Genomic DNA, 12,242 nt, shown 5'->3' with positions numbered 1-12,242 from the left:
GCGACTAATTGTACCTTAACCGCTTCATGGGGTCGCGCAAGTTCGCGCGATTCTCGCGCCTCCTATTTGCTGCTATAATTACTGACAGCGAAGGACTTGCCCGCAAACGCAAGACCCGCCGGCGGGTTTTTGAGAAAGGGAAGAGATGTCGATGGAAGAGAAAATATCGCGCATCGGGGTCATGGGCGGTACTTTTAACCCGATTCACTACGGACACCTGGTCACGGCGGAAGAGGCTCTATCGCAGTTCAAACTCGACAAGGTGATGTTCATGCCGGCGGGCGTCCCGCCGCACAAGAGCGACCGGGAAATCCTCTTGCCGGAGGAGCGATATCTTCTCACCGTCATAGCCACGGCATCCAACCCCGATTTCGTCGTCTCGCGCCTTGAAATCGAGCGGAAGGGGCCGTCTTATACGATAGACACACTCGCCCAGCTGCAGCAGATATTCGGTCCCGACACGACGGTGTTCTTCATCACCGGCGCGGATGCCGTCTGGGAGATTCTTACCTGGAAAAACGCCGAAGAACTCGTCGAGTTAACCGAATTTATCGCCGCGACGCGACCAGGGTACAGCCTCGAGAAGTTCAAGAAACTCCATGTTCTACCCGAAGGTGAGGGGAGAGAGCCCGGTCGGCCAAGGGTGTCGATTATGGAGATACCCGCGCTCGCCATCTCATCTACCGACATTCGCCGGCGGGTGAGGGAAGACCAGCCCATCAGATATCTCGTTCCCGAAGGCGTAGCGAGCTATATTAAGAAGTCCGCGTTTTGGAAGGACTGAAAAGGTCGAGCATGGACGATGTCGGATTCATAAAAGAAAAGCTAAAAACACGGTTGACGCCGCGACATTTCGAGCATAGTCTCGGCACGGCGCGGACGGCCGCTGATATGGCCCACGCCTATGGCTTGGATGAGGAGAAAGCATACCTCGCGGGCTTGCTCCATGATTACGCTAAATCGATGAGCGGCGCCGAACAGCTGGCGGCGGCGGCCAAATTCGGCATCGAGGCCAATCCGGTCGAGAGAGAGGCGCCGTATCTCTTGCACTCTGAACTCGGTGCTTGTATGGTCAAAGAAGAACTCGGAATAGTCGACCGGGAGATACTCGATGCTATCGCGTATCATACAATAGGGTCTTGTTCGATGACCGACTTTGATAAGATAATCTATATAGCGGATATGATAGAGCCGGGCCGGGCGTATCCCGGGCTGGATAGGCTCCGTCACATGGCGCTGGAAGGGCTGGATGAGGTATTTCGCGAGGCGTACGCGCATTCGCTGGCACACCTTATTAGGGCGAGAAAATTGATACACCCGATAACGGTCGAAGTATGGAATAGGTTAGTTGCGCAAGAACATGGACGACTTCTTTGAAGCACAGGAAACCGATAGAGCTACCTCGCGTGCCGACCGCCTCAAGAAGGAAAAAGGCAGGCGCCGTCGGAGAAACCTCTTTTTATTCTTTTTAGCGGTAGTGTCGTTGGCGGTTGCCGTCTTTATCGCTTGGGGTATTTACAGCGGTATGTTTGCGCGTTCGGCGACGCAGGTGAAGGAACCGGGCAAGAATGCCGCTCAAAGCGCGGTCGAGCCTAAGGCCGAGGTGGCGTCCGAGAGCGCCCAGGCCTCGACCGACGATGAGCCGCGGCAGCCAGCGACGCGAAAGCTGATGAATCTGTTGGTCATCGGCGTGGAGGAGACTGCCGGCCGCAAGAGCGCGAAAGGATTGCTCTTAGCCAAGGTAGATTTTCAAAACGGCTCGATTAAAGCGATCAGCATCCCCGACAAAGTCTATCTCAATATTCCGGGGCTCGGGCTCGACCAGATTAGCCAATCGTACAATGTCGGCCTGAACTCGACCCGCAAAGCCGTTGAGGACCTGCTGCAGGTGCCGATTGAAAACCATGTCGTGCTCCACTACGGCGATTTCGAATATCTTATCAATGAGAAGCGCTTCAACGTAGTCTTCGACAAATCCGTGGAGACCGGTTTCTTCGAAAACGAGGTTCGGGCTTACAGCCGTGAAGTAGGCAAGATAAATTCGGCCAATACCGATATCATCCCGTTGCCGGTAAAGTTTGTCAGCATCAACGGGGAGCCGTATTATGAGCCCAACAACGACGAGGTAAACCGGCTGGTTTTCGCGCTGTGGGGCATAAATAGGGTAGTCAAATCGGATACGGTCCGCGTGATAGTCTTGAATGGTTCCGGGACGCCGGGGATAGGGCGCGAGATTTCGCAGCGGCTGACCTCGAACGGATTCATGGTCACCGATGTCAAGAACGCCAGCAATTTCAGCTATACTAAGACCCAGATAGTCGTATATAAAGAGGAGTATAAAGAGAGAGCCAAGACCATCCAGCAGATACTCGGCGTCGGCACGGTGGCGACGCACCTTATCTCGCAGGATGTGGCGGAAATCGCGATAATAGTGGGTAAGGATTTCAAGAGCACCAACTAACTAGGAGGCCATAAACTGGAAGCGCAAGAAATAGTAGAGATAGCCGCGCAGGCGGCGGCGGAAAAACTAGCGACCGACATATCCATCATCGACGTCAGCGGCATCTTCGTCATCACCGATTATTTCATGATTTGTAGCGGCCAAACCGGCCGCCAGGTGCAGACTATCGCCGAGAACATCGAGGACAAGCTGCGCGAGCTGAAGGTGCGCAAAATCGGCCTGGAGGGCGACAAAGAAAAGAGCTGGATACTGCTCGATTTCGGCGCGGTCATCGTCCATGTATTCACGCAAGAGCAGCGCAATTTCTATCAGCTCGAGAAGTTGTGGTCGGACGCTCCGCGGCGCACCTGGGAGACGGGCTAGGCAGGGCGCGGGGGGCGTTGACTGTCCCCATCGCCCCGTTTGCCTATCGGCTGCGGAACTCCAGTCAAATGTTCCCGCTATATACGGTTGCCGGTTTCGGGGTCGAAGATATGAATAGCGTTTTGTTTTAAGCTTACCCGGATGGCGTCGCCAACCCTAAACGATAAATTTCCTACATGTTTTGCGGTCAAAACACCAACCTGGGTTTGTACGTGTACGAAGACCTCCGTTCCGAGCACTTCAACTAGTTCGATGGTCCCTTTCAGAGAGGGCTCGTCTTTTGTTTCAATTAGCCCGGCGCTTATGTCTCCCGGCCGTATACCAATAACAACTTTGTCACCTACATGAAAGCCGTTTCTTATCAATGCCTCATGCGCACGGTCATCGATCCCTACCTGTGCTTCTCCTAAACTAAAGAAAGTTTTTTCTTTCTGATAAAAAGTTGCCGAGACAAGATTCATTGGCGGGGTGCCGATAAAACCAGCCACAAAAAGATTGACGGGATTTCTATAGATTTCATCAGGCGATCCGATTTGCCGTACTTGACCGTTGTTTATTACGGCAATTCGGTTTCCAAGCATGGTTGCTTCGGTCTGATCATGCGTAACATACAAAAATGTCGTTCCGAGTTCCCGGTGAAGCCTGAGCAGTTCGGCGCGCATTTGTACGCGTAGTTTTGCGTCAAGGCTACTTAGCGGCTCGTCCATAAGAAATACACTTGGGTTTCTAACAATGGCTCTTCCAACAGCGACCCGCTGTTTCTCGCCCCCGGAAAGCTCCTTCGGTTTTCGCTTAAGCAAGTGCTCGATGCCGAGCATGCCGGCAATTCCGTTAACCCGCTTCTCTCTTTCGTCGGTTGGGATGCCGCGCATCTTAAGACCGAAAGATAGATTTTCACCGACGTCCATGTGGGGGTAGAGTGCGTATGACTGAAAAACCATCGCTATATTTCTATCTTTCGGCTCAATATCAGTAACGTCGGCATCATCGATGTAGACTCTTCCGTGAGTGGGCCGCTCAAGGCCTGCGGCAAGCCTAAGGATCGTTGTCTTTCCGCAGCCGGAAGGGCCAAGAAGAACAAGAAACTCCCCATCCGCCGCATCAAAATCTACATCCTTGACCGCGGTAATGCGGCCGTATAGTTTTGTTACCCGATCGAATCTTACGCCACCCAATTCAAGCCCTCTTCTACTATTCTTTCAGGCTGCCGCCCATTAATCCCGCCAGGAAATATTTTTGCAACGAAAGGAAGAGCACCAGCACCGGCAGTACGCCAATAATCGCGGTTGCTGTTATGTAGCCCCATTCAAACCCACCATGGAAAGTAACAAAAGAATAAATTCCAAGCGGAAGTGTTTTCTTAGTTTCGCTCGATAAAAGAATAGAGGCGATTATAAATTCATTCCAGGCTATGGCAAAACTATAGAGTGAAACAGTGACAAGGGCCGGCGCGGCGAGAGGAATAGATATTCTAAAAAATGATTGCCATCTACTACAACCATCGACCATGGCCGCGTCTTCCAGCTCAGTCGGAATCTTCTCGAAGTATCCCCGCATAAACCAGACGGAAAAAGGCGTAGCGGCGGATGCGTAAATCAGGGCAAGAAAGGGAAGTGAGTCAAGCAGTCTAAGTTGGTATGCGATTATGTACAAGGCGATAACATTTCCGATTCCCGATACCATATGAATAGCTAGTATGGCAAGAGATAAGGCGTTTTTGCCTTTAAGACGGCTACGCGCAAGGCTGTACCCGGCAAGGCTTGAGGCGATAATTGTTATCAGTATGGCCGCAATCGCGACAAAGATGCTATTTATAAGTTGCTTTGGTATAGCTGTTTGCGTCAGGACGTAAATATAATTTACCAAGGTTGGATTCTCGCTAAGTAATGACGGGGGATAATCAAAGATTTCCGCCGGATCTTTTATAGAGGTCAAAAAGGTCCAGGCGACGGGGAAAAGCATTATAGTAATTATAGCCACCGACAATACCCAGGTTATAAACTGTCTTATTTTTTCTGTTCTATGCCTGCGCACCTACATTAGCTCCTTCTACTTCGATATACGCAAAACCGCCAAGTATATTAGACAGAGCGCTAAATTTCCTAATAGTATTAGGCCGGATAAAGCCGCCCCGTATCCCAGCTCGCCGTTGAGGAACGATATTAGAATCGGCACTTTAATAAGAGGAATCGTAATATAGCGAAGGCTTGAAAGATAAGAAGCTCCGTCCACTCTTGCCGCTTCGTATAAATCCGGCGGTATCGATTGTATTGCGGCAAACTGTATAAAAAATGAAAAGGCGAGGTTTCTCCAGAGCGCAACCCATACTACCGAGGCAATTGCGAGCGTTGGATAAGCCAGCCAGGCCTGCGGCGGGATGTGGGCTACCTGTAACAGCGCGTTTAGCAGGCCTGTTTGGTGGTCGAGTATCCACAGCCAAATAGCCGCTACCACCACTTCTCCCATTATCCAGGGGACGAGAATAGAGCCGCGGGCGACAGTGGCGCTAACGGCCCTCTTGTTTAGGAGGAGCGCCAGGCCAATACCGGCGATGAGCCTGAGAACGATAGCCGCCGCCATATAGATTAGCGTTAGAACAAATGATTGCCTAAAGAATGAATCGCCGATAGCCCTTAGATAGTTTGACAAGCCAACGAATTCAAAATTGTTTGACCTGAGAGTCGCGTTTGTAAGGCTCATAAAAAATGTGTAAAGCGTGGGATAGAGTGAGATTGCCGTCTCTAATAAGATAACAGGTAGCAGCATCCAGATGTAGATGCCGCTACCCTTGAAATTTGTCGTCAGCCTACCACTGCCAAAGCCCCCCGGCCCTTGCTCTCTTTTCAACTCTATCCTCGGCGTCCCTTAGTGCTTGTTTGGGCGTTTTCTTATTCATTAGAACTTCGATTAGCGCGATTGTATATTCGTCCTGAACCGTCATATAGATCGGGTCGCCGGGCTTATGCTTGGCGCTCATAAGTTGCGCCTGAAATACCTTCATCCAGCGTGTTTTGAAAAATGCGTCATTCTGATAAATTGATTTCCTTACCGGTAGATTTCCCTGTTCCTTAGTCATGTCGGATTGTACTTTGGTAGAAAACATATAGCTAATATATTTCCAGGCCGCTTCCTGCTTTTTCTTATCCTTGGTAAGAATTACCATGGGCCAGCCGCCGTGTATCGTGGTTGGGCGCATGCCCTTCTTTGGCACAGGATATAGCATGACGCCGATCTTGCCCTTCAGATTGCCCATCTTTTCGAGGTTGCTCGGCTGCCAGCTTCCCATTAAGGCCATGGCAAATCGTCCGGCGGCGACGCCTCTCGCGACGTCATCAAAGCCGTATGAGGTTATCTCCGGAGGTGTGACCTTATGTTTATACACAAGATCATGATAGAATTGAAATGATTTTACCGCGGCGGGGCTATTAAAGGCCGGTTTTCCGTTTTTATCCAATATTTTGCCGCCCTGCATCCAGAAGAAGGGGAGTTGCGTATAGGTCGTCGGCCCTTCGCGCTTTGCGTTTATGCCAAGACCCCAGACGCCGGGCTTTGTAAGTTTTTTCGCCGCCGCTATAAATTGAGCCTGTGTCCAGGCTTCTCCCGGAGCCGGGGGCTTTATGCCGGCCTTCTTTAACAGATCCTTTCGGTAGACGACAACCGCGCAATCGGTCCCGGAGAAGAGGCCGTAAAGTTTTCCGCCATGGGACGCGGAGCGAATGAACGGAGGCAGAATGTCGGCCTTTAATCGCTGGTCCGCAAAAGAATCAAGCGGCACCAGCCAGCCGTTCATGGCAAAGTCCGGCAGCCACCACAGGTTGACGAATCCGACGTCAGGTGCGTTTCCTGCTTTGATAGCCGCCAGGAACTTGGTTTTACCCGCAACGGGGTCTTCAAAAGATTCTCTTACTATTTCAATATTTGGATGTTGTTTTTGAAAACGCAACTCGGCTTCTTTAACGCTTTTTTGCGTATCGACGCTCTTTGGCGCCCATACTTTTAGGACTACTTTATCTTCGCGGGCATTCGCAACCCCGGCCGTCGCCGGAATTATCACAATAGTCGCGATAAGCGCGGCCACCAAAATCAAAGAAACAAATTTGCGTCCTTTAAACTTTGAATCAATCATCAGCCCTGCTCCTTTCAGCTTCTTATCGGTCATCTTGCAGCACCAGTCTTGCCACTGCGACGGCTGCTTCCGCTCGAGAAGTCGACTTTGCGGCATTGAAAGTGTTGTCCTGAGAGCCTTTGATTATTCCATGTTTTGCGGCAATAACAATATAACCGCGTGCCCACTTCGGAATACTTGAATCGTCCTTAAAGGCTGTTTTTGTGTTCATACTTTGTTCCGCCTCATCGAGCAAACCGGCCGCCCTCACTAAAATGGCTGCTAATTCCGCTCTCGATACCGCTTTTTCCGGGCGAAACTCTTTTTTAGAGCCAACCCGGTATCCATGTATAAAGCCGAGCTTGTTTGCCGCTTCCACATGGGGCCAAGACCCATGAGTCGCCGGAATGTCCGAAAAGGCTTTCTCATGGGTAACACTTGTGGTTTCATCGAGCGCTATAAGCAAAATCTTGGCGAGCTGTGATCTGTTGATCGGAAGATTTGGCTGGAATATCCTGGTGTTTGGCGCTGTCGTGTGCCCCGAAATTGCGCCCCACTCGGCAAGCGCTTCTATTTCTTTGAAGGCCCAGTAGCCCGTCGGAATATCGCGAAAGCGCGGAATACTGAAAGTTTTAGTAATTGTACCCCCTGAGCTGTGCGCATATGCTACTTTGCCGGTGGCTGTTTTACCTATCGACCAGCTTTTAGGGACTAGGAACGCGTAGGCGCCATTTGCTTCCGTTTTTATCTTTTCTTGGTACTTAACGATATCTTCTTCTTCAATAGTTACAATAAGTTGCGCCTGGGGCGGGCCAAAACCTGTGATTTTTAGTGCGGGATAAATATTTTTGTCCCGTAGGCCACCATGACCTAGGGCCGCATAATCCGCCTTGGCGGTAAGACGAGGAATATTCATGGAAATGATTTGCTTGCCGCCAGTGCGAATGCTTAGGGTGTCGTTCTCTTCAAGCCCAACCAGCTCAAGGTAGAAAGTAGTGTCGGTATCAACCTCAAAATCATAGGTTTCCTTCGTAGCTTGTGTTCCGGAAAATTGCTCGACTGTGCCGGTGGTCGAAAGCTCAAAGCCAACCCCATCGATGGTAAGCGCGTCTAAATCGACGCTTATCGATGGTTTTGGGGTGGATGCCATACCGGATGACGCCGCCAACACTAAAACGGCTACTAAAAGCAAGGCGACAAAAAAGATAGATTTTTTCATGCAAAGCTCCTTTCTTAGAAGTAAGCTGCGCGAAGCAGTAACAATAGAAGATTATGCAAACTATTACTGATTATAATACAAGAGCCGGCGGGATGTCAAGGGCCGGCCGGCTAATACTTTAGTATGCTCAATGAAGCGTAGCGGAATGGTTTGAGCATCTCGAACAGTAACAAATCTCGGTTGACATTAAATAGACGAAAATTTGAGATGCGCAAGGATGCGCGGGCTAGGCATAACGGCGCGAACTCGCTATAATAATTGAGTGCGCGTAGACGAATGGGGCCATAGCTCAGCGGGAGAGCACTTGGCTGGCAGCCAAGGGGTCGAGGGTTCAAATCCCTCTGGCTCCACAGAAAAGCCACCCTTTGCGGGTGGCTTTTTTCGAATATGCAGATGGAGGATGAAGATGGCCGACCGGTACGACCACAAAATAATCGAAGCCAAATGGCGGAATAGATGGGCGGAGCGGGACATCTACCGCACCTATGAGGACAACTCAAAACCCAAGAAATACATCCTCGAGATGTTCCCTTATCCATCGGGCGCGCTCCATATGGGCCATGTTCGCAATTATTCGATAGGCGATGTCGTCGCCAGGTATAATAAGATGAACGGCTATAACGTGCTCCATCCGATAGGCTACGACGCCTTCGGCATGCCGGCCGAGAACGCGGCGATAGCGCGCGGCATCCACCCGAAGAAATGGACCTTCGGCAATATCGAAAGCATGCGGGTTCAGCTCAAGCAGATGGGTTTGAGCTACGATTGGAGCCGCGAGGTAAACACGGCCGGCCCCGACTACTACCGCTGGGGCCAGTGGCTCTTTCTCAAGTTCTACGAGCGCGGCCTGGCGTATCGCAAAAAAGCTACCGTTAACTGGTGCCCGGGCTGCGAGACTGTCCTCGCCAACGAGCAGGTGGAGGCTGGGGGGTGCTGGCGTTGCGGTACGGTTGCCGAGCAGCGCGAGTTGGAGCAATGGTTCTTTAAGATAACCGATTACGCTGAGCGTTTGCTATATGATTTGGACGACCTCGACGGATGGCCGGAACGCGTCAAGATAATGCAGCGCAACTGGATAGGCCGGAGCGAAGGCGCTTATGTCGACTTCGAGATAAAAGGCGGCGGCGAGAAGGTCTCTGTCTTTACTACCAGGCCGGATACTTTATATGGCTCGACTTTCTTCCTGCTGGCGCCCGAGCACCCGTTGGTCGATAGACTCGTCGCGGGCACTGAATATGAGGCCGGCGCGAAGGAGTTTCGCCATAAAGTCGCGTCCGAGACCGAAATCGACCGTACCTCGGCCGAGAAAGAGAAGAACGGTTTCTTTACGGGAGCCTATGCTATAAACCCGGTTAACGGGGAGGACATCCCGGTTTATCTCGCGGATTACGTGCTTATGGGTTACGGGACCGGCGCGGTCATGGCGGTGCCCGCGCACGACCAGCGCGACTTCGAGTTCGCTACGAAATACGACCTGCCAATCCGAGTTGTTATCCAGCCGGAAGGTGAGCAGCTGGCTTCCTCGACGATGGCGCAAGCCTACGAGGGAGAAGGGGTTATGGTCAACTCCGGGCCGTTCGACGGCATGCCGCAGGCCCAGGGGGTTACAGGGGTCACCGGGTACCTGAAGGAGCGGGGTCTCGGCGAGGCGGCGGTCAACTACCGCCTGCGTGACTGGCTCATATCGCGCCAGCGCTACTGGGGCAACCCGATACCGATGGTCTACTGCGATAACTGCGGCGTCGTGCCCGCAAAAGTAGAAGACCTGCCGATTAAGCTACCGGACGACGTGGAGATAACCGGTTCGGGCGGTTCCCCGCTCGCGCGCCACGAGTCATTTATTCACACAGCTTGCCCGGCATGCGGCGGCGCGGCGCGGCGCGAAACCGACACCATGGACACCTTTATCGATTCATCCTGGTACTTCTTGCGCTACTGCAGCCCTCACGATGAGACGCTGCCGTTTACGAAAGATGCGGTAGACTACTGGATGCCGGTCGACCAGTATATCGGAGGCATCGAGCACGCTGTTTTACACTTGCTCTACTCGCGCTTCTTCACCAAGGTTCTGAGCGATATGGGGCTTGTCGGCGTCATCGAGCCCTTTACCAACCTGCTTACGCAGGGGATGGTCATAAAAGACGGCGCTAAGATGTCGAAATCGAAGGGGAATGTCGTAGACCCCGGCAAAATCATCAGCCGCTACGGCGCGGACACCGCGCGCCTCTTTATTCTCTTCGCCTCACCCCCGGAAAAAGAGCTGGAGTGGAGCGACCGGGGCGTAGAGGGCTCGTACCGCTTCTTGAACCGGGTGTGGCGACTGGTCGAGGATAGTAAAGCGCTGGTTGTAGAGGCAGGAGCCGGCAATGAAGCAACTTTCAATTTTTCAAGACAGGCACACGATGCACCTGCGGCGGGTGCCGGCTCTGCTGATGGCTTAGGTCAGCACGATCGCGAAGTACGCTTCATGGTCCACCGCACCATAAAACGCGTGACCGAAGACATCGGGCGGTTCAGCTTCAATACCGCGATAAGCGCGGTCATGGAGCTGGTAAACACGCTGTATAAATATAACGAGTCCGCTCAGCGTAACCCCGCGGTTATGCGCGAAGCTATCGATAGTCTGGTGCTGCTGCTCGCGCCGTTCGCGCCGCATCTCATTGAGGAGTTGTGGGAGGGGTTGGGCAATGCCGACAGCGTCCACCTGCAGGCCTGGCCGGCGTTCGACCCCGAGTTCGCCAAAGCCGAAGAGGTGACTCTTGTCGTGCAAATAAACGGCAAGGTGAGAGACAAAATCACCGTCGCCGCCGACATCGCCGAAGGCGAGATGAAGGAGATAGCGCTCGCCTCGGACAAGGTCAATACCTACGTCGGGGACGCGGATATTAAAAACATCTTCATCGTGCCGGGCAAGCTCGTCAATATTGTGATCGAGCAGTCGTAAGCAAAAATTCTTAATCTCTCAGCAGGGAACCGCCTCCACTCCATCGAATAACGCTTTTATGCAAAAGCACAACGGTACGACAGACAACCCCAGGGACAAGCGTAAAGCGGAAGAAATCGTCGTAGACATATGCGATAAGCTCCAGAGCCGCGGGTTTTCGATTGACAACCGCCAGTTGGCCGCGATTATAGTATTGCTCATAGTGACGGTCGTCGGCAGCGCGTTGTTCTATATAAACTCCAGGCCGAAGCCGGTAGTCGTAGTCAAAGCGGATGAACGAACGACGTCCCGAGAGCAACGAGAGGAGCCGAAGACGACGTCCGCGAAAGAACCGGTCCAACTCCACATCCATGTCGCGGGCGCGGTCGCCAAACCCGGTGTTTACGTGCTCAAAGATGGGAGTCGCATCGTGGATGCCATTGGGGTCGCGGGAGGCGGTGCGCCCGATGCCGATGAAGACGCACTCAACCTCGCCGCCGAGCTTATCGATGGACAACGGGTCTACGTGCCGAAAAAAGGAGAAGTACCGCGGCCTGTAGCCGGGGTGAGCGCCGGCTCTGATTCCGGCGTCATCGGTGACCCGACATCCGCGGGCGGCAAAGTCAACATAAACCTGGCCACCGCCGAGCAGCTCGATTCCTTGCCGGGGGTGGGCGAGGTGACCGCCAAGAAAATCATCGACCACCGCACGAAAAATGGTCCTTTCAGGCGTGTCGAGGACATCATGCAAATCGACGGCATCGGTCAGAAGAAGTTCGATGCGCTCAAAGATGAGATATCGGTCGAGTCAACCACCCCGCACTAAAGGGCGGAGCTTGTGAAAGCAAGCTTAAGTTGACCAGGGAGAGTGAGATGTAAACCACATCAAACTCCGTTACCAACGGGTCGTTAAGACGCACCAGCGAATGCTTCCTCAGTTCGCTGCTCTGCAAGACCCGGATCATGCTGGCGAAAGGTAAAGCGCCGAAGGTTCGGGTCGCTGCTGACAAGCAGGAGCCGGTTGGTGACATTCCCGAGGGGAGACGCCTCGCAAGGGGCGCGTCACAGGGCCCGTAAGGGCTGAACAAAAGGAGTTTTCGATGGCAGTGTTTGTTTTGGATCGCAGAAAGAAGCCGCTGATGCCGTGCAGCGAGAAACGTGCTCGCCTGTT

At 52.7% G+C, this 12,242-nt stretch carries 11 protein-coding genes and 1 tRNA gene; 7 read left to right on the top strand and 5 right to left on the bottom strand.

Features of this window, described 5'->3' with window-relative positions:
- Window positions 1–145: 145 nt before the first annotated feature.
- From nadD to rsfS, 4 genes are read left to right on the top strand one after another with little or no spacing between them, the layout of a single operon-like run.
- The gene (gene nadD, locus KGZ93_09445; protein MBS3909823.1) at window positions 146–784 is read left to right on the top strand and encodes a nicotinate-nucleotide adenylyltransferase; all 639 of its coding nucleotides are present in this window, start codon (window positions 146–148) and stop codon (window positions 782–784) included.
- Window positions 772–1,377, top strand: coding sequence for a bis(5'-nucleosyl)-tetraphosphatase (symmetrical) YqeK (gene yqeK, locus KGZ93_09440; GenBank protein MBS3909822.1), 606 nt, complete (start codon window positions 772–774; stop codon window positions 1,375–1,377). Before nadD ends, yqeK begins: the two co-directional genes overlap by 13 nt.
- Window positions 1,349–2,461 (top strand): LCP family protein, encoded by a 1,113-nt coding sequence (locus tag KGZ93_09435; protein ID MBS3909821.1) that lies wholly within the window; start codon window positions 1,349–1,351, stop codon window positions 2,459–2,461. Before yqeK ends, KGZ93_09435 begins: the two co-directional genes overlap by 29 nt.
- Before the next feature lie 15 nt (window positions 2,462–2,476).
- Window positions 2,477–2,824, top strand: a complete 348-nt coding sequence (gene rsfS / locus KGZ93_09430; GenBank protein ID MBS3909820.1) for a ribosome silencing factor — start codon at window positions 2,477–2,479, stop codon at window positions 2,822–2,824.
- A gap of 77 nt (window positions 2,825–2,901) precedes the next feature.
- Here the strand turns inward: rsfS and KGZ93_09425 are convergent, their stop codons facing one another.
- The 5 genes from KGZ93_09425 to KGZ93_09405 are packed head-to-tail and all read right to left on the bottom strand — an operon-like array spanning window position 2,902 to window position 8,148.
- Window positions 2,902–3,999 carry an ABC transporter ATP-binding protein gene (locus tag KGZ93_09425; protein MBS3909819.1) on the bottom strand — a complete coding sequence of 366 codons (1,098 nt, stop codon included), beginning with the start codon at window positions 3,997–3,999 and terminating at the stop codon, window positions 2,902–2,904.
- Between the two features lie 16 nt (window positions 4,000–4,015).
- Window positions 4,016–4,858: a carbohydrate ABC transporter permease gene (locus tag KGZ93_09420; GenBank protein MBS3909818.1), complete on the bottom strand. Its 843-nt coding sequence runs from the start codon at window positions 4,856–4,858 to the stop codon at window positions 4,016–4,018.
- Between the two features lie 15 nt (window positions 4,859–4,873).
- Window positions 4,874–5,671 carry a sugar ABC transporter permease gene (locus KGZ93_09415; GenBank protein MBS3909817.1) on the bottom strand — a complete coding sequence of 266 codons (798 nt, stop codon included), beginning with the start codon at window positions 5,669–5,671 and terminating at the stop codon, window positions 4,874–4,876.
- Window positions 5,631–6,950, bottom strand: coding sequence for an ABC transporter substrate-binding protein (locus tag KGZ93_09410; GenBank protein MBS3909816.1), 1,320 nt, complete (start codon window positions 6,948–6,950; stop codon window positions 5,631–5,633). Before KGZ93_09410 ends, KGZ93_09415 begins: the two co-directional genes overlap by 41 nt.
- A 22-nt stretch (window positions 6,951–6,972) precedes the next feature.
- Window positions 6,973–8,148 (bottom strand): S-layer homology domain-containing protein, encoded by a 1,176-nt coding sequence (locus tag KGZ93_09405; GenBank protein ID MBS3909815.1) that lies wholly within the window; start codon window positions 8,146–8,148, stop codon window positions 6,973–6,975.
- Between the two features lie 278 nt (window positions 8,149–8,426).
- Here KGZ93_09405 and KGZ93_09400 point away from each other — a divergent pair.
- The 3 genes from KGZ93_09400 to KGZ93_09390 all read left to right on the top strand — a co-directional run bounded on the left by KGZ93_09400 (window position 8,427) and on the right by KGZ93_09390 (window position 11,897).
- A tRNA-Ala gene (locus tag KGZ93_09400) sits at window positions 8,427–8,498 on the top strand.
- A gap of 56 nt (window positions 8,499–8,554) precedes the next feature.
- Window positions 8,555–11,092, top strand: coding sequence for a leucine--tRNA ligase (leuS, locus tag KGZ93_09395; GenBank protein ID MBS3909814.1), 2,538 nt, complete (start codon window positions 8,555–8,557; stop codon window positions 11,090–11,092).
- 58 nt (window positions 11,093–11,150) lie between these two features.
- Window positions 11,151–11,897: a helix-hairpin-helix domain-containing protein gene (locus KGZ93_09390; GenBank protein MBS3909813.1), complete on the top strand. Its 747-nt coding sequence runs from the start codon at window positions 11,151–11,153 to the stop codon at window positions 11,895–11,897.
- Window positions 11,898–12,242 lie beyond the last annotated feature (345 nt).

Source organism: Actinomycetota bacterium, from assembly GCA_018333515.1.
Taxonomy (GTDB): domain Bacteria; phylum Actinomycetota; class Aquicultoria; order Aquicultorales; family Aquicultoraceae; genus Aquicultor.
The sequence above is the reverse complement of the archived record's forward strand: the minus strand, read 5'-3'. Positions and strand labels throughout refer to the sequence as shown.